Below are 22,223 nucleotides of genomic sequence, written 5' to 3' on the forward strand. Positions count from 1 at the left end.
TGAAAAAAAGCAAAGCGGCATTGTAGCCCGATGTGCGCGGCGCCCGATGCCCGCGCGGTGGTCGCAACAGAAGTTACGCGGCGGCTTTTTCCTGCGCCAGCGCCACTTCCAGCGCCTCAATGAACGTGGCGTTCTCTTCGCGCAATCCAATGCTGATGCGCAGCCACTGCGGCAGACCATAATTGCCCACCGGACGCACGATCACACCCTGCTTAAGCAGCGCGACATTCACGCGCGCACCGGCGCTATTGTCGTCACCCACGCGGACCAGCACGAAATTGCCCGACGACGGCACGTACTCGAGGCCCAGACGATCGAACGCCTCGGTCAATTGCGCATAGCCAGCGGCATTCAGTTCCGCCGATTGACGTAGGAATTCCGCGTCATTGAGCGCAGCAACGGCTGCAGCCTGCGCCAAGCTGTTGACGTTGAACGGCTGTCGAATACGGTTGAGCAGATCGGTCAATTGCGGCTGCGCAATGCCGTAGCCCACGCGCAAACCGGCCAAACCGTACGCCTTGGAGAACGTGCGCGACACCAGCAGGTTCGGATACTGACGCACCCACGCCGTCGAGTCGTATTGCTGCTCGGGTTTCAGGAATTCGTTGTACGCCTCGTCTAGGACCACGACCACAGTCGGTGGCACCTTGGCCAGGAACCCGGCAATCTCGTCAGCCGACAGGAACGTGCCAGTGGGATTATTCGGATTGGCGATGTAGATGAGGCGTGTGTCCGGCGTGATGGCCGCAGCCATCGCATCGAGGTCGTGGCCATAGTCGCGGGCAGGCACCTCAATGGCACGCGCGCCAACTTCCTGCGCCGCCAGCGCATACACGGCAAACGAATGCTCCGCGTACATCACGCCCCGCCCCGGCTCCACAAGCGCGCGTGCTGCGAGTTCGAGAATGTCGTTGCTGCCGTTGCCGAGCGTGATCCACGTTTCGGGCACGCCAAACTTGGCATGCAGCGCGGCCTTGAGGCTGAAGCCGTTGGCATCGGGGTAGCGCGCCAGCTCGTCAATCGCTGCGGCCATCGCGTTCTTGGCCGACTGCGGCATGCCCAGCGGGTTCTCGTTGGATGCGAGCTTGACGATGCGCGCCGCATCCAGGCCGAACTCGCGTGCCACTTCGGAAATCGGCTTGCCGGCCACATAGGGGGCGATGGCGCGGACGTACTCAGGGCCGAACTGCAAAGACATGGGGTGCTCCTTTGGTATCGGCGCCCCGCCCATGCGAGGCGCGCTTCTGAATCCCTCGGGAGCGCTGCAAACCAGCGCCGGTTTGCCCCGTTCCCGCTAGTGTGCCGAGGGGTACGACCCCAGCACTTTGAAATACGCTGCGTCATGACGCAGCTTTTCCAGCGCACGCGCTACCTGCGGGTCACGCTGATGACCTTCCACGTCGACGTAGAAGTAGTACTCCCACGCGCCGCTGCGTGCGGGGCGCGACTCGAAGCGGCACATCGACACGCCGTTGTCCGCCAGCGGCGCCAACAGCTTGTAGACCGCACCGGCCTCATTCGGCACCGATAGGATCAGCGACGTGTGATCGCGCCCGCTCGGCTCGGTTTCGTAGTTGCCGATGACGACGAAACGCGTGCGATTGTGCGGATCGTCTTCCACATTGGCGCGCACCACGTGCAGCCCATAACGGTTGGCTGCCTGCACGCTGGCCAGCGCGGCAACCGTCTCGTCTTCACCTGCCATGCGCGCGGCTTCGGCGTTGCTCGACACCGCTTCGCGCGCCAGATGCGGGTAGTGCGTGTTCAGCCAGCGCTGGCACTGCGCCAAGGCCTGCGCGTGAGCACGCACCACCTTCACCTGCGACATGTCGCCCGTCTTGTGCAGCAGGTTGTGGTGCACCCGCAGCGCAATCTCGCCGCTGATCTTCAGCGACGTCTGCAAGAACAGATCGAGCGTGCGCGACACCACGCCTTCCGTTGAATTCTCGACCGGCACCACACCACAATCGACCGAGCCCGACTCCGCCGCCCGAAACACCTCGTCGATGCTCGGGCACGGCACCGGCTGGATTTCGTGGCCGAAATGCGCGATCACCGCCTGCTCCGAGAACGTGCCCGCCGGGCCGAGATAACCGATGCGCAGCGCCTGCTCCAGGCCACGGCAGGCGGACATCACCTCGCGCCAGATGGCGGCGATGCTCTCGTCATGCAGCGGGCCCGCATTGCTCGACTGCATCTTGCGGATGACCTGCAGCTCTCGGTCGGGCCGGAACGCCGGCGACGAATAGCGTTTCTTCACCTCGCCCACTTCCTGCGCCACCTTGGCGCGGTCGGAGAGCAAGGTCAGCAGCTGGCTATCGATGGCATCGATCTGCGTGCGCAACGGTGCCAACTCCACCGCGAGTGCGGCGTCCTTGTTTTGTTTCGTATCGTCTGACTGACTGGTCATTGTAAGAATCGGGTTCGGCAACGGATTGCAAATTGCCGCGCGAAGCAGGCGCTTCGCGCAATGTTCTGCCGTGGTTGGGCGTGCAACTTAAGCGGAGGTCCGCTCAAAGTCGCGCATGAAGTCGACCAGCGCTTCCACACCTTCCAGCGGCATCGCGTTGTAGATGCTCGCCCGCATGCCGCCCACGGACTTGTGGCCCTTGAGCTGCACCAACCCGCGTTCGCGTGCCTGCGTGAGGAACGCCTCGTTACGGGATTCGTCGTTGAGGAAGAACGGCACGTTCATGCGCGAACGGCACGTCGGATCGATTTCATTGCGGTAGAAGCTGCTCGCGTCGATAAAGTCGTACAGCATCTTCGACTTGACGATGTTGCGCGTCTCCAGCGCTTCAACACCGCCCTGGCGCTTGATCCACTGGAACACGAGCCCGGCGATATAGATCGCGTAGGTGGGCGGCGTGTTGTACATCGAGCCGTTCTCGGCCACGAGGCGCCAGTTGAACGCCGACGGGCACAGCGGGTGTGCATGGCCGAGCAGGTCCTTGCGCACGATGGCAATGGTCAGGCCAGCGGGGCCGATATTCTTTTGCGCGCCGCCATATAGGACCTGGTAACCGTTCCAGTCGATCGGTCGCGAGAGGATGTGGCTGGAGACATCCGCCACCACCACGCGCCCGTGCGATTGGCCAATGTCCGGCGTTTCTTGATATTCCACCCCGACGATCGTCTCGTTCGTGCACAAATGCACGTAGGCCGCATCGCTCGACAACTGCCAGGTCAACACATCGGGAATCTTGTGGAAACGCTCGGCCTCGCTGGTGGCGGCGATATTCACTTCACCGTACTTGCGTGCCTCCTGCTGCGATTTGACCGACCACGTGCCGGTGACGACGTAGTCGGCCTTCGGCGCATCCACCGACAGCCGGCGCATCAGGTTCAGCGGCACGATCGCGTTCTCGGCGATGGCGCCGCCTTGCAGGAACAGGATCTCGTAGTTCTCGGGCACCGCCAGCAACTCACGCAAGTCACCGAAGGCTGCCGCCAGGATGCTTTCGAACTCGCGACCGCGATGGCTCATTTCCATCACGCTCATGCCGCTGCCATGCCAGGAGAGCATCTCCTCTTTCGCCTGCTGCAGCACTTCGGCCGGCAGCACCGCCGGACCTGCCGAAAAGTTGTACACGCGCGCCTGGCTGGCTTGAAGAGCTCGATCCGCTTGGTTCATGGGGCGAAGGACAAAAGAAAAATGGCTGTCTGGGCGCAAACCCAAACAGCCATTATCCACCAACTGGCGGCACGAGGGGTCGCGCCGGTCCTGAGTTTGGTTACTTGCCCTTCGTCGCAGCCGCGATTTCCTTGTCGGCTGCGTCACGCATCGACTTGCCGACTTGCGGGCCGTACTTCTGCATCACGTTGCCCCACACTTCCTGCATGGCCTTGCCTTGGTTGGCCATGAACTTCTGGCCGCTCGGCGTTTTCAGGAATGCGGTCAGGTCCTTGATTTCCTGGGTCGAGTAGTACTTGCCCAGCGAATCGTAGTGAGCTTGCAGGGCGTCCTTGCGGAAGGCGTCCGTCTCGAAAGCCTTGCCTGCGCTGTCCGTCATGCGCTGCACGGCGCCGTTCGCCTTCAGCTTCTCGACAGCAGCTTGCTTTTGCTTATCGTTCAGGGTCTTGTTCTCGACCAGTGCTTGTTCCAGCACCAGCGGGGCTTCCTGCTTGGCGCCGCTTTGCAGCACTTCACCTTGACCCTTGATCGCTGCATCGACGTTCATCGTCGTCAGCAGGTCCTTGATGGCAGCCGTCTTGTCGGCATCGCCAGCTTGGGCGAAAGCGAACAGCGGAGCGAAGCCGGCCACCACGATCAGATGTTTCAGTTTAAGACTCTTGTGCATTGTTGCTCCCTTGAGATAAGCGTTGCCTTTGGGCCGGGCAGGTGATGTAAAAGTTCCAATCCCTTGCCGCGCACAGGTCCGGCATCATGACAGAACTGCGCTCTGCGGCAAGCAAAAGATGTTTCTAATTATGTCTCGCTGCTGTCATCCGACTGTGCGTCCGCGTCCGGCGCAACATCGGCCGAATCAACGTCCTCGACACTCTCAGCCCCCTCTGCATCGGACTCCACCACGCGTTGCAGCCCGGACAGCTTGTTGCCCTCGCCCACCGAGATGAGCGTCACGCCCTGCGTTGCGCGGCCCATTTCGCGGATCTCGTCCACACGCGTGCGGATCAGCACGCCGCCCGTCGTAATCAGCATGATTTCGTCTTCCGGCGCCACCAGCGCGGCGGCAACCACCTTGCCATTACGCTCGGAGGTCTGAATGGCGATCATGCCCTTCGTGCCGCGGCCATGACGGGTGTATTCGGAGATCGGCGTACGCTTGCCATAGCCATTTTCGGTGGCGGTCAGCACGCTGCCGATGCTTGCCTGCGCGCCCTCGCCTTCGGCTTCCGTCTCAGCCGGCGCCACCAGCATGGCGATCACCTGCTGACCCTCTTCCAGGTTCATGCCGCGCACGCCGCGCGCCTGGCGACCCATCGGACGCACATCGTTCTCATCAAAGCGCACGGCCTTGCCTGCATCCGAGAACAGCATCACGTCGTGCTGGCCATCGGTAATGGCGGCGCCAATCAGGAAGTCGCCCTCGTCCAGATCCACGGCAATGATGCCGGCCTTACGCGGGTTCGAGAAATCGGTCAGCGCCGTCTTCTTGACCGTGCCCTTGGAGGTGGTCATGAATACGAAATGCTGCTCGTCGAACTGCTTGACCGGCAGGATCACGTTGATCTTCTCGCCCGGCGACAGGGGGAACATATTGACGATCGGGCGGCCACGCGAGTTGCGGCTGCCAGCCGGCACTTCCCACACCTTCAGCCAATACAGACGGCCGCGATTCGAGAAGCAGAGGATGTAATCGTGCGTGTTGGCGACAAATAGCGTATCGATCCAGTCATCTTCCTTCGTGGCGGCGGCTTGCTTGCCACGGCCACCGCGCTTCTGCGCACGGTACTCGGAAATCGGCTGGCTCTTCATATAGCCGCTGTGGGACAACGTCACCACCAGATCTTGCGGCGTAATGAGGTCTTCGGTGTCCAACTCGGTGGCATTGTGCTCGATCTGCGAGCGACGCTCATCGCCGAATTCCGCGCGGATAGCGGTGAGTTCCTCGACGATGATGGCAGTAATGCGCTCGGGACGCGCCAGGATATCCAGCAGATCGGCGATCTGCGCCATGACTTCGCGGTATTCCTGAACGATCTTGTCCTGCTCCAGACCGGTGAGGCGCTGCAGGCGCATCTGCAGAATTTCCTGCGCTTGCGTGTCCGACAGCTTGTACAAGCCATCGCCTTGCATGCCAAACGCGGGCAGCAAGCCTTCCGGACGATAGGCGTCACGCCCGCCCGCGGTTTCGCCTTCGGCACGCGACAACATTTCGCGCACCAGGCCGGAATCCCAGCTCCGGCTCATCAATTCACCTTTCGCGACCGGCGGGGTCGGCGCCGCTTTGATGATGGCGATGAACTCGTCGATGTTGGCCAGCGCCACGGCCAAGCCTTCCAGGATGTGACCACGCTCGCGTGCCTTGCGCAGGTCGAACACCGTACGACGCGTCACCACCTCACGACGGTGCAGCAGGAAGCACTCCAGCATCTGGCGCAGGTTCAGCAGGCGCGGCTGACCATCGACCAGCGCCACCATGTTCATGCCGAACGTGTCCTGCAGCTGCGTATTCTTATAGAGGTTGTTGAGCACAACCTCCGGCACTTCACCGCGCTTGAGTTCGATCACCACGCGCATGCCGGACTTGTCCGACTCGTCGCGAATGTCCGAGATGCCCTCGATGCGCTTCTCCGTCACCAGCTCAGCGATGCGTTCGAGCAGCGTGCGCTTGTTAACCTGATACGGCAGCTCGTCGACGATGATCGCCTGACGCTGGCCGCGATCGATATCCTCGAAGTGCGTCTTGGCGCGCATCACCACACGGCCGCGGCCGGTGCGGTAACCCTCACGGACGCCCGAGATACCGTAGATGATGCCGGCGGTCGGAAAGTCCGGCGCCGGGATCAGTTCGATCAGTTCATCCACCGTTGCGTCCGGATTGCTCAGCAGATGCAGGCAACCGTCGACAATCTCATTCAGGTTATGCGGTGGAATGTTGGTCGCCATACCGACCGCAATCCCGGACGAACCGTTAACTAACAGGTTCGGAATCCGCGCCGGCAGAACCGAAGGCTCGCTTTCGCTGCCATCGTAGTTCGGCTCGAAATTGACGGTTTCCTTGTCGAGATCCGCCAGCAGTTCGTGGGCGATCTTTGACAGGCGGATTTCGGTGTAACGCATCGCCGCGGCGTTGTCGCCGTCGACCGAACCGAAGTTGCCCTGCCCGTCGACCAGCATGTAGCGCAGCGAGAAGTTCTGCGCCATCCGCACGATGGTGTCGTATACAGCAGTGTCCCCGTGGGGGTGATACTTACCGATCACATCCCCGACGATACGTGCCGACTTCTTATAGGGACGGTTCCAGTCATTGTTCAGCTCGTGCATCGAGTAGAGCGCACGACGATGCACTGGCTTGAGACCATCCCGTACATCTGGAAGGGCGCGGCCCACGATCACGCTCATGGCGTAAGCGAGGTACGAACTGCGCATTTCCTCTTCGAGCGATACCGGGAGTGTCTCTTTGGCGAATTGATCCATTGGGCGAACGGTGGGAGGCCCGGCAGTGAGCACGATCGTGAGCACTACAAGGCGCTGCGGTTGCGCGAATAACAGAACATTTTACCATGCCGCAAGCCCCCTCCCCTCGCACAGACGTGCGGCGCATGCTCAACCCCGGGCACGTTCCCTGCGAGCGAGACCAAAACCGCCAATCCAATCCCCATAAGGGTTTGCGAGCCGTTTCCTGCCTTGTTGCGTACACACCACAAGGCCCTGGCGCCCCGTTCGAATCGCTTATATTTGCTTTTTAGGAGTGCGTGCTTGTGGCACAATCCCCCAGCGAAGAGGCAGACATTGTTCGAAGTGGCGAATTCGCTACATCGAGGATGCTACACTCCGAAGAATGTATGACTTGTTTTCGTCCCATCTGCTCGCAGTCTTCTGCGGTGATCTCATCCTGAGAGGAGAAATATGAAAAAATTTGCCAAGCTCGCGTTCGCTGCAGCTGCGGTAGCCATGGCTGCGTCCGCTTACGCTCAGTCGGTGCCCTACGAAAAGAAGGCCGTCAACGACAACTGGGGTAACGGCACGAGCGAGTGGGTCTGGAAGAACGGCACGAACGAACTGTGCTGGCGCAATGGCTTCTGGACGCCGGCAACCGCCAACGCTCAGTGCGACGGCGCTCTGGCTCCGGCAGCTGCTCCGGTTGCTACTACCCCGGCCGCTCCGGCTGCTCCGGTGGTTGGCTCCGAGAAGGTCACGTTCGCTGCTGACACGCTGTTCGACTTCGACAAGGCTGTGCTGAAGCCGGAAGGCAAGGCCAAGCTGGACGACCTGGTCTCGAAGCTGCAAGGCATCAACCTGGAAGTCGTGATCGCTGTTGGCCACACCGACTCGTTCGGTTCGGACAAGTACAACGACCGCCTGTCGGTCCGTCGTGCTGAAGCCGTCAAGGGCTACCTGGTCAGCAAGGGCATCGAAGCCAACCGCGTGTACACGGAAGGCAAGGGCAAGCGCCAGCTGAAGGTGGATCCGAAGTCGTGCAAGGGCGCTCGCAAGGCACAAATCGCCTGCCAGCAACCGAACCGCCGCGTGGACGTGGAAGTGGTCGGCACCAAGAAGTAATTCGGTTCCAGCCAAAGAAGAAGCCCAGCGAAAGCTGGGCTTTTTTTTGCCCGCGTGTCGGGTGCCGATGCGTTGCTTAGCTCGCCGACGTGCGAGGCCGCAAAAAAAAAGCGGTGACACACACACGCATGTGCCACCGCTGGGACTTCTGCCCGCTCTACCTCTATTAGTAGGACGGCGCCGCCTGATCGTTGGCGACCATGGCGCGATCGCCAACGCGGAGGTTGTTCGGGTTCTTTTGCGTGACAGTGGCGACGCGGCCATCGTCCAGACGCACGCTGATGCGATACACCGTCTGCCCGCCGGCCCCCGCCCGTTGCTCGACTTGGTTACCCGCGTAGGCACCGAGTGCCGCACCGCCGATGGTCGCGACCGTGTTACCCGTACCGCCCCCCACTTGATGGCCCAGAATACCGCCGGCCACACCACCAATGATCGTCCCCAGGATGCCCGGGCTATTGGCCGGCACCTGCATCGGCTGGATGGACTCCACCCGACCGTACAATGCGCCCGGCTGCTGCTGTGGCTGCCCACCGTAGGCCGGCGGCGGAGCATACCCGCCACCGCCATATCCGCCGCCGTAACCCGGCGCGGCACAGCCAGCCAACACCGTCAGGCCCACAATCCCGAGTCCCGCCAGAATTTGTTTGGATTTCATGATCTCTCCTTGAAGGAAGGTGACAGTTGGAGAAAGCGCATGCGCGTTTGTTCACCTCTGTTTCAATGTGAAACCTTTTTCCTGGTGTGCGTCATTTGGTGGGGACGGTGCTTTTTGGTACATTTCCTCACCTAGCCGAACTGCCCAGGCGCAGCGCAACATGACCACCACTCACGCGAACGCCGATCCCGGCGAACTCGAAAAATTCAGTGAACTCGCCCACCGCTGGTGGGACCCGAACAGCGAGTTCAAACCCCTCCACGAAATCAACCCGCTGCGGCTGGACTGGATCCAGTCGATCGCACCGTTGGCGGGCAAGCGCGTCGTCGACATCGGCTGCGGCGGAGGCATCCTCTCGGAGAGCATGGCGCGTGCCGGAGCGAGCGTCAAAGGCATCGATCTGTCACGCAAAGCATTGCGGGTGGCAGATCTCCACAGCCTGGAAGCCGGTGTGGCGGTCGAATACGAAGAGATCGCCGCAGAAGCGCTGGCGGCGCGCGAGCCAGCCAGCTTTGACGTGGTGACTTGCATGGAGATGCTCGAACATGTGCCGGATCCGGCGTCGGTTGTGCGCGCTTGCGCGACGTTGGTGAGACCAGGCGGCCATGTATTCTTTTCGACCATCCATCGCAACGCGAAAGCGTATCTACTGGCGGTGATCGGTGCGGAATACGTGCTGAACATGTTGCCGCGCGGTACGCATGACTACGCCAAGTTCATCCGCCCGTCGGAGCTCGCCGGCTTTATCCGCACGGCGGGGTTAGAGCCGCAACAGATGCGCGGTCTCGAATACAACCCCATCACCGGGCGCTATGCGCTCACGAACGACACCAGCGTCAATTACCTGATGGCCACGCGCCGCCCCGACAACACATGACGGCCGGCAAATTTCCGAATCCTCTGGGCGCGGTGCTGTTCGACCTGGATGGCACGCTGGCCGACACCGCGCCGGACCTGGCTGCGGCAGCCAACAAGGTCCGTACCGACCGCGGCCTCGAACCGCTGGCCTACGAGGCCTTTCGCCCGGTCGCCTCGCACGGTGCGCGTGGGCTGATTGGCGTTGCCTTCGGCGTGGGGCCGGGGGATGCGGAATTCGAATCGTTGCGGCTGGCCTTTCTGGCCAACTATGAAGCCGACATCTGCGTGCACACGCGGCTGTTTCCGGGCATGGATGACGTGCTGGCCGAACTCGGCCGGGCCGGCATCCCGTGGGGCATCGTCACCAATAAATCGGGGCGGCTGACCGTTCCGCTGGTGGCGCAACTGACGTTCCCGGTGCCGCCGTCCTGCGTGGTCGCGGGCGACACCACGCCACACGCCAAACCCCACCCCGCCCCGCTGTTGCATGCGGCCGAATCGATTGGGATCGATGCACGGCAAATCGTCTACGTGGGCGACGACCTGCGCGACATCGAAGCCGGCCGCGCCGCTGGCATGCCTACCATTGCGGCCAGTTACGGCTATTGTGGTAATGGACTGTCGCCCCTTGAGTGGCAAGCCGATGCACTGATCGCAAGTGCCGCCGATCTGATTCCGCTGCTGCTCGAATCGCAGCGCACCTAAGCGGGACTCCCGGGCCGATGCCCGGCACCTTTCATGATCGCCGCCTCCTCCCCAGGACACGGCGGTCGACCGACTGACGAAGCACGCCACGCTGTGGCCGGACTGACACCAGCATGAGCACCTCCCCCGATTCGCGTCCTGATCTGCCATCGAACACCAGCGGCTGGCGTACACGACTTGAACGCGTGCGTGGAGCGGCAACACAGGTCGGCACCTCACGGCGCACCAAACGCATCGGGCTGGGCGTGCTGATCTTTCTAGTGGTGTTTGGGCTGCTGGGCGCGTTCGGTGGGCCGCCGTTGCTGCATCATCTGGCGGAAACGCAACTCAGCAAGTTGCTGGATCGCCCCGTGTCGGTCGGCAAGATCAGCATCAACCCATACACGCTGCGGGTGGATGCGGATCAGCTCCACATTGCAGAGCGCGACGGCAAAACGCCGTTTGTCGATGTCGGCCACCTGCACGTCAATGCGTCGTGGAGTTCGATCTTCCGCCGTGCGCCCGTCATTGAAGAGCTGCGTATCGATGCGCCCCGCGTGCACGTCGTGCGCACCGCCGAACAGCGCTTCAACTTCTCCGACATCGTCGACAAGCTGAACCAGCCGGAGAACCCGCCCAAGCCGAAGTCCACCGAGCCGGCGCGCTTTGTGTTCGCCAACCTGCAGCTCACCAACGGTGCCATCGACTTTGTCGACCAACCGCTCGGCGCACAGCACAAGGTGGAGGGTCTGCAGATTGGCGTGCCCTTCCTGGCGAGCCTGCCGGCGGATGTGGACATCTTCGTGCAACCGCTGCTGGCGGCAAGCATTGACGGCGCACCGTTGCACTTTGCCGGGAAGACGAAGCCGTTTGCCGATTCGCTGGAATCCAACCTGAACATCAAGATCGACGGCCTGGAGTTGCCCCGTTACCTCGGCTACGTGCCCGGCCCGCTGCCGGTGACCGTGCCGCAAGGCAAGCTGACAACCGACCTGACGATCGACTTCCAGAAACCCAAGACCGGTGCCCCAGTGCTGCGCGTGCATGGCACCGCCGGCCTAGACAACCTGGAAGTGGCCGACGCCAAGAAGGCACCGCTGGTCGCCGCCAAGCAAGTGCGCGCGACGCTCGCCGATGTGCGCCCGCTCGACAACGTCTTCCACCTCGATGCGCTGACCCTCGACGGCGTGCGCGTCGATGCTGCGCGTGGCGCCGATGGCGCGATCAACTTCGCGCAGTTGGGCGGCAAACCCGCACCGGCTGAAGCCAAACCCGCCAAACCCGAGCCGGCACCCGCCGCAAAGCCGAAGCCGCTCGACGTAGCGGTCAGCAAGCTCCAACTCGCCAACAGCAGCATCCATTGGCGGGATGCCACCACGCAACCAGCCGCCGATCTGACGCTGGAAGACCTCCACGGCGACGTGGCCGTGCGCACGCTTGGCGCGCCCACCACATTTGATGTAGGCGCCAAGCTCGCCCAGGGTGGCACGTTGAATGTCAAAGGCAACACGTCGCTGGAGAAGAGCAACGGCGAACTGGAGTTGAAGCTCGACGGCGTGAAGCTGGCTGGCGTCGGGCCCTATCTGCGACAGGCGGGCGCGCCGCAGTTGCAGAACGGTGCGCTGTCGGCGGACGGCAAGGTCGCGCTCGACTTCGGCCCGGACAAGTTCAACGTCCGCGCAGAGCCACTGACTGCAACCCTCGCGGACGTATCGATGGCACCGGCATCCGGCAAGGACACCGCGCTGCGCGCCAAACTGCTGCGCGCTGACGTGAAGAGCTTCGACTTGGCCACCCGCACCATCGCTCTGAATGAAGTACGCGCCGATGGGCTGCAGCTCGACGCACTGCGCAAGAAAGACGGCACCACCACGCTGACGTTGCTCGACGGCCCTCAACCGGCTGCGGCCAAACCCGTCGCACCGCCGGCCAAAACCAACGTGCCGGCAGAGAAGCCCTGGGCCGTGACCGTGCAGACGCTAAAACTGGACAACAGCGCCGTCGGCTTTGAAGACCAGACCAACGCGCATCCGGTGAAAGTGCGCGTCGAGCCGTTGAACGTGGTCGTCCAGAACGCCTCGAGCGACCTTGGCAAGCCGGTCAACGTGCAGATCAGCGCGGGGCTTGGCAGCAAGGGCAAGCTCGACGTGCGTGGCGATGTCGTACCGCAACCGCTCAAGGCCGACCTGCGGGTGAACTCGCAGAACCTGTCGCTGGCGGGCTTCGATCCGTATCTCGACAAATCGTTGAACGCTGCCATCACGAGCGCGCTGCTGACGATGGATGGACGCCTCGTGCTCAATCAGGGCAAGGCGCTGACGGTCAACTACCAGGGCAACGCCACGCTGGGGAACGTGCGCTTGCAGGACCGCGTGAGCTCAGACGACTTTCTGCGCTGGCGCTCGCTCGCGCTCAACCGCATCCAAGCCAACTACGACGGCAACACGCCGCACGTGCGCGTGGGCGCAGTGGCGCTCTCGACGTTCTACGCACGGGTCATCATCAACCCGAACGGTCGCCTGAACCTGCAGGACATCCGCGTGAAACCGGAAGAGGAGCGCCGTTCGCTGACGCAGGCTGAACCGGCATCGGCTTCCACACCTGCCGCCGCGCCCGTGGCCGCTTCCGCGCCGGCAGGCACGCCGGCCTCGGCCGTTGTCTCCAACCCACCGGTGCCCAAGGCCGGCGGCGCCGATCTGCGCATCGACGCCATCACCCTGCAGGACGGCAACATCCGCTTCACCGACAACTTCGTCAAACCGAACTACACCGCCAACCTGACGGCCATCGGGGGCAACGTCGGCACGATCAGCACCGCCGCCAACCAGCCGCCCGCTGACGTCACGCTACGCGGCAGCGTCGACGGCACGGCGCCGGTCGACATCCACGGCAAGGTCAACCCGCTCGCGCCCACGGCCTTTGTGGACCTGACCGCTAAGGCTGACGGCGTGGAGCTGACCAACCTGACGCCCTACTCCGCCAAGTACGCCGGCTACCCGATCACCAAGGGCAAGCTGACGATGGATCTGCACTACCTGCTCGATCAGGGCAAGCTGACGGCCGACAACCACATCTTCATCGACCAGCTCACCTTCGGCGATCGTGTGGAGAGCAAGGACGCGACCAACTTGCCGGTGCGGCTGGCGGTGGCCCTACTCAAAAACTCGCGCGGCGAAATCGACGTGCGCGTACCGGTGTCGGGCTCACTCGATGATCCGCAGTTCAGTGTCGGCGGCATCATCCTGCGCGCCCTCGTCAATCTGATCGCACGTGCGGTGACGGCGCCGTTCTCGCTGCTGGCCAGCGCCTTCGGCGGTGGCGGCGAAGAACTCGGCTACATCGAGTTCGACCCCGGCACGTCCAACATCAGCCAGGCGTCGGTCGCCAAGCTCGACAAGCTCGCCACGGCGCTGAAGGATCGCCCGTCGCTGAAAGTCGACATCGTCGGCCGCGTCGATCCGGAGTTCGACCGCGACGGCCTGCGCCGCGAAGCCGTAAACCGCCAGATCCGCGAACAGAAGCTCAAGGACGCAGGTGACGCCGCCGAGGCCGACACCACCGTCAAGCCCGAAGAGGAGAACAAGTACCTTGAACGCGCCTACAAGGCCGCCAAATTCCCCAAGCCGCGCAACGTGATCGGCCTGGCAAAAACACTGCCGCCCGACGAGATGCGCAAGCTGATGGAGACCAACGTGCAAGTGACGGATGCAGACCTGCGTGAACTCGCCCAGCGCCGCGCCAACGCTGTGCATGTGGCGCTGGGTGAACGTGTGGACCCGGCACGCCTGTTTGTGGTGGCGCCAAAGCTCAACGCCGAGGGCATCAAGGACAAGGGCAAGACGACACGGGTTGATTTCTCGCTGAAGTAGCCCATCTATGGGATAATCTTCTCTTCTTTACTGGGGCCGACCTGGTTTCGACGTGGGTTGCGAAGCAGTGAGGGCATACCGAGGACCCGTCACCTCGTTAATCAATGGGAATGCAATAACTGCTAACGACGAACGTTACGCACTGGCAGCCTAAGGGCCGCCGTCCTCGCACTGGCTCGCTGACGGGCTAGGGTCGCAAGACCAGCGAGGTCATTTACGTCAGATAAGCTTTAGGTGAGTCACGGGCCTAGAGACGAAAACCTAGTGAATCGCCGTCGTAGAGCGTGTTCGTCCGCGATGCGGCGGTTAAATCAAATGACAGAACTAAGTATGTAGAACTCTCTGTGGAGGGCTTGCGGACGCGGGTTCGATTCCCGCCGGCTCCACCAGCATTCCGAAGCAAAAAAACCCGCGACTGCGAAAGCGTCGCGGGTTTTTTCTTGCTCATCCTCTTGTCATCCCCTGGAGGGCTGCGCCAGCGCCACACACCGCTTGGCCAGAACATCCGTCGGATCGACCAGCGCGACGGTGGCCCCCTCCACCGGAAACGCATCCGTCTGCGCAAAGATCAGCGGCAGCTCCGTGCAGCCGAGAATCTGCACTTGGGCACCGCGATGCTGCAAGTGCGCGATAGCAGCACGCAATTGGTCGGTGCAGCGCCCTTCCGTGTGACCTGCCTTCACACCCTCCGCACCGTAGATGGCCTCCATCACCTGCGCCTGGAACGCCGGCTCAGGCGCAATCAGCTCAAGTTGCCCGTCAGCCACATCGTGATACACGCGGCTTTCCACCGTGCCAGAGGTCGCCAGCAGGCCAACCTTGGTGCCCTGCCCGTACTTGCCAACGATGTGCCGCACTGTCTCGGTCAGCATGTTGACGATGGGTACCGAGAGATGCGACTGGATGCGCTCGACATACGCATGCGCCGTATTGCACGGGATGGCGATGGCGTTGGCACCCTCGGATTCGAGCCGCTTGCAGGTTGCGTACAGCGCGACAGTCGGGTCGGCCTCCTGGCGCAGCAGGTTCGCGGTTCGATCCGGAATCTGTGGGTTCTGCTCCACGACCATCTTGATGTGGTCCTGGTCCTTGGCGGCCTTGGTGTTCTTGACGACCTTGCCCATGAAATCTACGGTGGCGGCCGGCCCCACGCCCCCCACGATGCCGAGCTTGAACGCCACATCCACATGCCCATCCACCAGCGATGTTGCGTAGTCTGCGTAGGCCTGGTTGACATCGATGATCGCAATGCCGCGCCGTTGCAACGCGGGGGCCACCAGCGACAACTCGGTCATGCCCGGAACAATCATGGCGGCACCCGCCTCCACCAGCTCCTGGCAGGCCTGATGCACGTGTTCCAGACCGAGCCCCTCGGTGTTGCCCGCGCGAATGCCGTCTGCCCCGTACACGGCGTCCATGAGCTTGGATTGCATCACCTCGGTGGGATACACGATCTCGAAACGCTCGCCACATCGGCTTTCGAACAGGCGCGCGTGGCGGACATAGTCCGACGCCAGAACGCCGATCTTGTCACCATGGGGAAGCGCATCGTCCAGCGTGCGTGCCAGCGCATCCATCATGTTGACGATGCGCACGGACAGTTCCGCCTGCAGTTCTTCGCGAAACGTGTGGGAGGCAAAGCATGGCATCAGCACCGCATCGACCTTCCTCGCCTCGAAGGACTGGCAGGTCTTGAACACATACAGCTTGCGCCCGGTCATGCTGGCGTCGCGGGTGAGCGGCAACGTCACATCCCGAAACGGGTGCTGCTCGAACAGAAAGTGGTAGCGGCCCTGGTCCGCCATGACAGCGCGGCTCTTCACCAGCTTGAGGAAGAGGTCTGCCCCGGCAAGCGTGCCGAGGCCGCCGATGATTCCGAAAGTGAGGTCTTGCATGCTGTGGGATGGAGCGTTGTCCGGGCCGATGTTGGCGCGATCTCATTCAGCCTACACGATGGGGGCCGGGTTGATGGCCGGTTCAGCCTGCGTTCCATCCACGTCGGTCACGGGCGATGTTTCGTTCTCCAGCTTGGCGACCACCGCAGTGGCGATGCTGTTGCCGACCACGTTCGTCGCCGTGCGGCCCATGTCGAAGAACTGGTCGATGCCGATGATGAGCAGCAGGCCCGCTTCCGGCAGATGGAACATCGGCAGCGTAGCCGCCACGACCACCAGCGATGCACGTGCAACACCGGCCATGCCCTTGCTCGTCACCATCAGCACCAGCAGGATGGTCAACTGCTGCGTGAGGCTCAGTTCGATGTTGTAGGCCTGCGCAATGAACATCACCGCAAACGCCTGGTACATCATCGAGCCATCCAGGTTGAACGAGTAGCCCAGCGGCAGCACGAAGCTCGACACGCGCTTGGACACGCCAAAGCGCTCCAGCGCCGTAATCGTCTTGGGGTAGGCGGATTCGCTGCTGGCGGTGGAAAACGCCAGTAGGATCGGCTCGCGGATCAGCTTGGCCAAGCGGCCCGTGCCCCGGCCGAGGAACAAGTAACCTACGCCAAACAGGATGGCCCACAGGATGGCCAAACCCAGGTAGAACTCGCCGACCAGCTTGCCATAGCTGACCAGCACGCCGATGCCTTCAACGGTAATGGAGGCTGCCATGGCGGCAAACACGCCCACCGGGGCAAAGCGCATGACGTAGTCGGTCATGCGGAACATCACTTTGGTCAGCTCTTCGATGCAGCTGACGATGGTGGATTTGCCGGTGCCCTTGACGTAGGCCAGCGCCGCGCCGAAGAACAGCGAGAACACGAGAATCTGCAGGATCTCGTTGTTGCCCATCGCCTCGAAGATGCTCTTCGGAAACACGTGGGTGAAGAAGCCCTTCAGGCTGAAATCACCCGTCTTCAGGTTGGTCGCGGCGGCCACGTCCGGCAGCGCCAGGTTCAGATGCGCGCCCGGCTGAAAAACGTTGACCAGCAGCATGCCCAGCGCCAACGAAATCGCGGAGGCGGAAACAAACCACACCATGGCCTTCAGGCCGATGCGCCCCACCGCCTTGCCGTCCGACATGCTCGCCAGCCCACCCACGAGCGTGGCGAAGACCAGCGGCGCAATGATCATCTTGATCATGCGCAGAAAGATGTCGGTCACGATGCCGAAATAGCTCGCGATGTCCTTCGCTGCCTGCGCGTCCTTGGCGAACGTGTGGCATAGCCAGCCGACGGCAACGCCGGCCACCATGGCGACCACGATCTGCGTGGTCAGTTTCTTTGTGTTCATGTTGTCCTCCACCTACGGATGATGTGTCCCGGAATGTCGATGCGTTCCGGTGTTATTGGTTGAGCGTTATTGGTTGAACCGGATGGGTGCACGCGGGGCAGTCAGCACTTCAGGGCGAAGGATTTCCGCCAGCGCTTCGGCGGAAAGCAAGCCGCGCTCGAGCACGATGTCTGCGACCTTGCGACCGGTCTCCAGCGCCTCGCGCGCGACTTCCGTGGAGTTGGCATAGCCGATGTACGGGTTGAGCGCCGTGACCAGCACGATCGAGCGGTCCAGCACGTCGCGCATATGGTCCTGATTGGCCGTGATGCCGCGCACACACTTTTCGTCCAGCGTGGCGCAGGCCTGCGTCAGGTGGCTGATGCTGCGGAACAGCGAGTACGCGATGATCGGTTCGAATGCGTTGAGCTGCAGTTGCCCCGCCTCAGCAGCCATGGTGATGGTCATGTCGTTGCCGATGACCTCGAACGCCACCTGGTTCACGACTTCCGGAATCACCGGGTTGACCTTGCCGGGCATGATGCTGGAGCCGGCTTGCATGGGCGGCAGGTTGATCTCGCCCAGGCCGGCGCGCGGCCCGCTGGAAAGCAGCCGCAGGTCGTTGCACACCTTGGAGAGCTTGACCGCAATGCGCTTGAGCACGCCGGAAAGCTGCACGAACGCGCCGCAGTCTTGCGTGGCTTCAATCAGGTAGGGCGCGGTGTGCAAGGGCAAGCCGCTGACGGCGCACAGATGCTTGCGCACCAGCACCGCATAGTCAGGATGCGCGTTGATGCCAGTGCCAATCGCGGTGGCGCCAAGGTTGATTTCGCAGATCAGCGGCAGCGCTTCACCGAGCCGTTGACGGTCTTCGCCCAACATCACCGCGTACGTGCCGAACTCCTGCCCAAGCGTCATGGGCACCGCGTCCTGAAGCTGCGTGCGGCCGACCTTCAGGAAGCTTCGGAACTCGGCCGACTTGCGCTCGAATGACGATTCGAGCAACGCCATCTGGTCAAGCAAGCGCTGGGCACTGCGATACGTCGCCATCTTCAACGCCGTGGGATACACGTCGTTGGTCGACTGGCTCATGTTGACGTGTTCGTTCGGATGCAAGACGTCGTATTCGCCGCGCGCCTGGCCGAGCAGCTCCAACGCCTTGTTGCACACAACCTCGTTGGCATTCATGTTGGTCGATGTGCCCGCGCCGCCTTGAATCAGGTCGACCGCAAACTGGTCGGCATGCTGGCCGGCGCGGATAGCCTTGCATGCAGCGACAATCGCCCGGCAGCGCGTATCGTCCAACATGCCAAGCTCGTGGTTGGCCAGCGCAGCGGCCTCCTTGATGTCGGCCAACGCGACAATCAGCTCCGGATATTTCGAGATCGGGTCTCCCGAAATCGGAAAATTCTCCAACGCCCTGAGCGTGTGAATGCCGTAGTACGCCTCGGCAGGGACCTCGCGGTACCCCAACAGGTCGTGCTCGCGCCGCGCCCCCTTTACCTTTTCTTGAATAGCCATCGCCTTCCTCGTCCATGCGCCTCCTTGGCGCCTTCGGATTCTAGGAGCGCAAAACAAATAACTTGATGAGGATGCGCGATCAACTTATTCCACTTTCGCATAGTTATGGAAACGCACCCGATCCGACGATAAGCTAGGGGCTTCCTTCGCCTTTTCGAGCATTTTTATGCAACTCAAGTGGATTGAAGACCTCCTCGCCATCGAGCAGACGCGTAGCTTTTCCAGGGCGTCGGAATTGCGCTTCGTCACGCAGTCGGCGTTGTCCCGCCGGGTGAAATCGCTGGAGGAATGGGTGGGCGTGGAGCTGGTGGATCGCGGCACCTACCCGATCGAACTCACACCAGCCGGCAAGCGGTTCTGCGAGCAGAGCAAGGAATCGGTTGAAGCGCTGACGGACCTGCGCTCGCACTTGCGGCTCGAAGCCAAGATGCCGGGGCGCTCGATCCAGATTGCGGCCGGGCACACGCTCTCGCTCACGTTCCTGCCGAAGTGGCTCCAGCAATTTCATCAGCGAACTGGCGACTTCAACGCGCGCGTGGTGGCTGCCAACGTGCATGACGCGGTGATCGCACTGGCCGAGGGCAGTTGCGATCTGATGATCGGCTACCACCATCCGCTAGTGCCGATCCTGCTGGACCGCGACAAGTTTGTGAGCCTGACGCTGGGCCAGGAAGACTTCATCCCCGTCTCCGCGCCCGACCCGCGTGGCGCACCGCTGTTCGCCCTGCCTGGCAAGGCCAGCGCACCGCTGCCGTATCTCGCCTACACCGCCACGACCTTCATGGGCCGGGTGGTCGACATGATCCTGAACAGCGCGGATCGCCCCTACCACCTGCGCTGCTGCTACGAAGCCGACATGGCCATGCTACTGATGAAGATGGTCGTGGAGGGCTACGGCGTGGCGTGGCTGCCCTTCAGCGCGGTTCGCGACGAGATCGATGCCGGTCGGCTCGTGCGCGCGGGTGGCGACGAATGGAGCGCGCAGCTGGAGATTCGCTCGTATCGCGCGGTATCCAATACGAACCCGACCATGCAGGACTTGTGGGCGTCATTGGAGGAGGCGGTGTCGGGCTAGGGGGTGCTGGGGTGAACCTTGCATCGGCGCACCCCTACTCCTGCACGGCAATGCATTCAATCTCCAGCATGAAATCCGGATTCGGCAATGCGGTCACGGCCGTGGTCCGGGCAGGAAATTTGCCGTCGGGGAAGTAGCTTGCGTAGATGCGGTTCATCTCTTTGAAGTCTTCACGCCGGGTGATGAAGACGTTCACTTTGACGACACGGTTCCAGCCGACGCCAGCCGCTTGCAGAATGCCGGTGATGCTGTCCATCACCTGCTTCATCTGCGCAGGAAAATCATTGACGGCCAGCTTGCCGTTCTTGTCGTAAGCCGGGATTCCCGATACGAAAATCAGATTGCCCACCTTGACTGCCGGGGACAGCGGCACGGGAATCGCGAACTGGCCTTCCGCATGGATGTATTCAATCGGGGCAGCCACACGCTTTGCGTCCTGCGCGTGGGTCGAGACTGGCATGAATGCGCCCAGGCAGACAAGCGCGCCGATGGCCAAACGTCCGAGCATGATTGCCTCCTATCGTGACGTGGAATTCCACCCGCCTGGCGGCATCACGAGCCGGACGATCGAGCGGCACAACCCTCTTGGCCATACTAGGAAGCCGCACCGGAAAGGCCATCGGCGAAACTGACGATAGAAAAAACCCGCGACGCTTACGCAATCGCGGGTTGTCGTTCGGGTGCAACGGCGGGCGTGCTATCCACCGATCGTCACGTTGAAAACGAAGCCGTCTGGACGGACGAGGTAGTAGTCGCCACCCACGCCTACCCAGTGGTAACCGCGCGGTGGCGGTGCGAGACGGTGCTCGCGCCAATCGTCAATCACGTATTGGCGATCGCGGTATTCCGGCGGAATGCGTTCGCCGCGGTTCCAGCGGTGATATGCCATACGATCGGCGCGACGGTCGATGTCAATGCGCTCGTCGCGGCGATCGCGGTCGCCTCGGTCGCGTTGTTCATAACGGTGATCGCGGTCTCCGCGATAGTCACGGTCGCGGTCTTGCGCGTGGCTCGCCAGGGGCGCCAGTGCCGAGGCCGCCAGAAGCAAGGAGGTCAGGATCTTGGCTTTCTGCATGGATGTGCTCCCAGGAAACGTCCGGTCAATGCCGGACCTCGCTTGCAGTCTAGGCTGAACGCCCCACCAAGGCTGTGACCAATGCAGTTAAGGATGTAACGACAGATTTCCGTGCGCCACTCGGTAGTAGGTCCAGCGCGAGTGTTTCAACGCACATCAAAAAAATCGCGTGGAGCGCACTCGCGCGGCTAGCGTATTCCGCCAGGTCAACCCTACTGAAACTTGACGTCCACCGCGAAAACATCCTCAGCATTGGAGCGAGCAACACAATGCCGCCCGGTCTCGACCGTGTTCACGCGGATGACCAATACAGAATCCCCTAGATTTTTCTGTTTCTGTACCTGTCGGCCAATTCATCTCAGGTGCTAGCCTGCAAGCTCTTCCTCTCGCTTGCAGGCTCCAAGCCCATGCCTACCCTCACCAACCTGCTCACCTTTGCCTTGGTCGCGCTCGGCATGGTGCTTACGCCCGGCCCGAACATGATCTATCTGATCTCGCGTTCAATCTGCCAGGGGCGCAATGCGGGGTTGATCTCGCTGATGGGGATTGCGACGGGCTTCGTCTTCTACATGCTGTGCGCCGCATTCGGCATTACGGCACTGCTGATGGCGGTGCCATTTGCCTACGACGCCCTGCGCTTCGGCGGCGCGATCTATCTGCTGTATCTGGCTTGGCAGGCGGTGCGCCCGGGTGGTCGCGCGCCGTTCCAGGTGCGTGAGCTGCCGGTGGATAGCCCGCGCAAGCTGTATACGATGGGCTTGCTGACCAGCATGCTGAATCCGAAGGTGGCGGTGCTGTATCTGTCGCTGCTGCCGCAGTTCATTGAGCCTTCGCATGGCAGCGTTCTGGTGCAATCGGTATGCCTCGGCATCACGCAGATCTGCGTCAGCGTGACTGTCAACTCGATGATTGCCGCGACGGCCGGCAGCATTGCCGCGTTCCTGTCGCGCAAGCCAAGCTGGCTGTCGGTCCAACGTTATCTGATGGGGACAGTGCTGACGAGCCTGGCGCTGCGCATGGCGATGGAAGCACGTAAATAAACGAGGCCGCTCACCAAAACAAACGGGGCGATCCGGC

Annotated in this window: 17 protein-coding genes and 1 other RNA gene; 7 read left to right on the forward strand and 11 right to left on the reverse strand. The window is 62.2% G+C overall.

Annotated features, from left to right (window positions below; all coding sequences use genetic code 11):
* Window positions 1-73: 73 nt before the first annotated feature.
* The 5 genes from hisC to gyrA form a co-directional block, all read right to left on the reverse strand.
* Window positions 74-1,198: a histidinol-phosphate transaminase gene (gene hisC / locus ACS7SF_RS03865; protein ID WP_439891760.1), complete on the reverse strand. Its 1,125-nt coding sequence runs from the start codon at window positions 1,196-1,198 to the stop codon at window positions 74-76.
* A 96-nt stretch (window positions 1,199-1,294) separates the two neighbouring features.
* Window positions 1,295-2,410, reverse strand: a complete 1,116-nt coding sequence (pheA, locus tag ACS7SF_RS03870) for a prephenate dehydratase (RefSeq protein WP_439891761.1) — start codon at window positions 2,408-2,410, stop codon at window positions 1,295-1,297.
* A gap of 87 nt (window positions 2,411-2,497) precedes the next feature.
* Window positions 2,498-3,634, reverse strand: a complete 1,137-nt coding sequence (gene serC / locus ACS7SF_RS03875) for a 3-phosphoserine/phosphohydroxythreonine transaminase (RefSeq protein WP_439891762.1) — start codon at window positions 3,632-3,634, stop codon at window positions 2,498-2,500.
* A 100-nt stretch (window positions 3,635-3,734) separates the two neighbouring features.
* Entirely contained in the window at window positions 3,735-4,301 is a 567-nt protein-coding gene (locus tag ACS7SF_RS03880; RefSeq protein WP_439891763.1) for a DUF2059 domain-containing protein, read from the reverse strand.
* A 128-nt stretch (window positions 4,302-4,429) separates the two neighbouring features.
* Window positions 4,430-7,105 (reverse strand): DNA gyrase subunit A, encoded by a 2,676-nt coding sequence (gene gyrA / locus ACS7SF_RS03885; RefSeq protein ID WP_439891764.1) that lies wholly within the window; start codon window positions 7,103-7,105, stop codon window positions 4,430-4,432.
* Window positions 7,106-7,537: 432 nt separating this feature from the next.
* Here gyrA and ompA point away from each other — a divergent pair, with 432 nt between their 5' ends.
* Window positions 7,538-8,191: an outer membrane protein OmpA gene (gene ompA / locus ACS7SF_RS03890; RefSeq protein ID WP_439891765.1), complete on the forward strand. Its 654-nt coding sequence runs from the start codon at window positions 7,538-7,540 to the stop codon at window positions 8,189-8,191.
* A 166-nt stretch (window positions 8,192-8,357) separates the two neighbouring features.
* Here ompA and ACS7SF_RS03895 read toward each other — a convergent pair whose 3' ends face one another.
* Window positions 8,358-8,849, reverse strand: a complete 492-nt coding sequence (locus ACS7SF_RS03895) for a glycine zipper 2TM domain-containing protein (protein WP_439891766.1) — start codon at window positions 8,847-8,849, stop codon at window positions 8,358-8,360.
* A 160-nt stretch (window positions 8,850-9,009) separates the two neighbouring features.
* Here ACS7SF_RS03895 and ubiG point away from each other — a divergent pair, with 160 nt between their 5' ends.
* The 4 genes from ubiG to ssrA all read left to right on the forward strand — a co-directional run bounded on the left by ubiG (window position 9,010) and on the right by ssrA (window position 14,649).
* Entirely contained in the window at window positions 9,010-9,726 is a 717-nt protein-coding gene (gene ubiG / locus ACS7SF_RS03900) for a bifunctional 2-polyprenyl-6-hydroxyphenol methylase/3-demethylubiquinol 3-O-methyltransferase UbiG (RefSeq protein ID WP_439891767.1), read from the forward strand.
* Window positions 9,723-10,412 (forward strand): HAD-IA family hydrolase, encoded by a 690-nt coding sequence (locus ACS7SF_RS03905; protein WP_439891768.1) that lies wholly within the window; start codon window positions 9,723-9,725, stop codon window positions 10,410-10,412. Before ubiG ends, ACS7SF_RS03905 begins: the two co-directional genes overlap by 4 nt.
* Before the next feature lie 113 nt (window positions 10,413-10,525).
* A complete protein-coding gene (locus ACS7SF_RS03910; protein WP_439891769.1) occupies window positions 10,526-14,260 on the forward strand; it encodes a DUF748 domain-containing protein in 3,735 nt (1,244 codons plus the stop codon).
* 32 nt (window positions 14,261-14,292) lie between these two features.
* Window positions 14,293-14,649, forward strand: a transfer-messenger RNA (tmRNA) gene (gene ssrA, locus ACS7SF_RS03915).
* A 66-nt stretch (window positions 14,650-14,715) separates the two neighbouring features.
* Here ssrA and ACS7SF_RS03920 read toward each other — a convergent pair.
* From ACS7SF_RS03920 to aspA, 3 genes are all read right to left on the reverse strand, one after another.
* The gene (locus ACS7SF_RS03920) at window positions 14,716-16,155 is read right to left on the reverse strand and encodes an amino acid racemase (RefSeq protein ID WP_439891770.1); all 1,440 of its coding nucleotides are present in this window, start codon (window positions 16,153-16,155) and stop codon (window positions 14,716-14,718) included.
* Between the two features lie 51 nt (window positions 16,156-16,206).
* Window positions 16,207-17,496, reverse strand: coding sequence for a dicarboxylate/amino acid:cation symporter (locus ACS7SF_RS03925; protein ID WP_439891771.1), 1,290 nt, complete (start codon window positions 17,494-17,496; stop codon window positions 16,207-16,209).
* Window positions 17,497-17,562: 66 nt separating this feature from the next.
* On the reverse strand, window positions 17,563-18,996 hold the full coding sequence (aspA, locus tag ACS7SF_RS03930; protein ID WP_439891772.1) for an aspartate ammonia-lyase: 1,434 nt from the start codon (window positions 18,994-18,996) through the stop codon (window positions 17,563-17,565).
* A 166-nt stretch (window positions 18,997-19,162) separates the two neighbouring features.
* Here aspA and ACS7SF_RS03935 point away from each other — a divergent pair, with 166 nt between their 5' ends.
* Window positions 19,163-20,071 carry a LysR substrate-binding domain-containing protein gene (locus ACS7SF_RS03935; protein WP_439891773.1) on the forward strand — a complete coding sequence of 303 codons (909 nt, stop codon included), beginning with the start codon at window positions 19,163-19,165 and terminating at the stop codon, window positions 20,069-20,071.
* A 34-nt stretch (window positions 20,072-20,105) separates the two neighbouring features.
* On the opposite strand, the gene ACS7SF_RS03940 is transcribed toward ACS7SF_RS03935, so the two are convergent.
* The gene (locus ACS7SF_RS03940) at window positions 20,106-20,579 is read right to left on the reverse strand and encodes a RidA family protein (protein ID WP_439891774.1); all 474 of its coding nucleotides are present in this window, start codon (window positions 20,577-20,579) and stop codon (window positions 20,106-20,108) included.
* A 189-nt stretch (window positions 20,580-20,768) separates the two neighbouring features.
* The gene (locus ACS7SF_RS03945) at window positions 20,769-21,146 is read right to left on the reverse strand and encodes an RcnB family protein (RefSeq protein ID WP_439891775.1); all 378 of its coding nucleotides are present in this window, start codon (window positions 21,144-21,146) and stop codon (window positions 20,769-20,771) included.
* Window positions 21,147-21,553: 407 nt separating this feature from the next.
* Between ACS7SF_RS03945 and ACS7SF_RS03950 the strand changes: the two genes are divergently transcribed.
* Complete coding sequence (locus ACS7SF_RS03950; RefSeq protein ID WP_439891776.1) at window positions 21,554-22,186, forward strand: LysE family translocator; 633 nt, start codon at window positions 21,554-21,556, stop codon at window positions 22,184-22,186.
* Window positions 22,187-22,223 lie beyond the last annotated feature (37 nt).

The sequence above is a fragment of the Ralstonia sp. 25C genome (genome assembly GCF_051904805.1).
Lineage (GTDB): Bacteria > Pseudomonadota > Gammaproteobacteria > Burkholderiales > Burkholderiaceae > Ralstonia.

Bases quoted from the DNA above. Each gene is read 5' to 3' on its own strand.
- hisC (WP_439891760.1), bottom strand. From the start codon at position 1,198: ATGTCTTTGCAGTTCGGCCCTGAGTACGTCCGCGCCATCGCCCCCTAT.
- pheA (WP_439891761.1), bottom strand. From the start codon at position 2,410: ATGACCAGTCAGTCAGACGATACGAAACAAAACAAGGACGCCGCACTC.
- serC (WP_439891762.1), bottom strand. From the start codon at position 3,634: ATGAACCAAGCGGATCGAGCTCTTCAAGCCAGCCAGGCGCGCGTGTAC.
- ACS7SF_RS03880 (WP_439891763.1), bottom strand. From the start codon at position 4,301: ATGCACAAGAGTCTTAAACTGAAACATCTGATCGTGGTGGCCGGCTTC.
- gyrA (WP_439891764.1), bottom strand. From the start codon at position 7,105: ATGGATCAATTCGCCAAAGAGACACTCCCGGTATCGCTCGAAGAGGAA.
- ompA (WP_439891765.1), top strand. From the start codon at position 7,538: ATGAAAAAATTTGCCAAGCTCGCGTTCGCTGCAGCTGCGGTAGCCATG.
- ACS7SF_RS03895 (WP_439891766.1), bottom strand. From the start codon at position 8,849: ATGAAATCCAAACAAATTCTGGCGGGACTCGGGATTGTGGGCCTGACG.
- ubiG (WP_439891767.1), top strand. From the start codon at position 9,010: ATGACCACCACTCACGCGAACGCCGATCCCGGCGAACTCGAAAAATTC.
- ACS7SF_RS03905 (WP_439891768.1), top strand. From the start codon at position 9,723: ATGACGGCCGGCAAATTTCCGAATCCTCTGGGCGCGGTGCTGTTCGAC.
- ACS7SF_RS03910 (WP_439891769.1), top strand. From the start codon at position 10,526: ATGAGCACCTCCCCCGATTCGCGTCCTGATCTGCCATCGAACACCAGC.
- ACS7SF_RS03920 (WP_439891770.1), bottom strand. From the start codon at position 16,155: ATGCAAGACCTCACTTTCGGAATCATCGGCGGCCTCGGCACGCTTGCC.
- ACS7SF_RS03925 (WP_439891771.1), bottom strand. From the start codon at position 17,496: ATGAACACAAAGAAACTGACCACGCAGATCGTGGTCGCCATGGTGGCC.
- aspA (WP_439891772.1), bottom strand. From the start codon at position 18,996: ATGGCTATTCAAGAAAAGGTAAAGGGGGCGCGGCGCGAGCACGACCTG.
- ACS7SF_RS03935 (WP_439891773.1), top strand. From the start codon at position 19,163: ATGCAACTCAAGTGGATTGAAGACCTCCTCGCCATCGAGCAGACGCGT.
- ACS7SF_RS03940 (WP_439891774.1), bottom strand. From the start codon at position 20,579: ATGCTCGGACGTTTGGCCATCGGCGCGCTTGTCTGCCTGGGCGCATTC.
- ACS7SF_RS03945 (WP_439891775.1), bottom strand. From the start codon at position 21,146: ATGCAGAAAGCCAAGATCCTGACCTCCTTGCTTCTGGCGGCCTCGGCA.
- ACS7SF_RS03950 (WP_439891776.1), top strand. From the start codon at position 21,554: ATGCCTACCCTCACCAACCTGCTCACCTTTGCCTTGGTCGCGCTCGGC.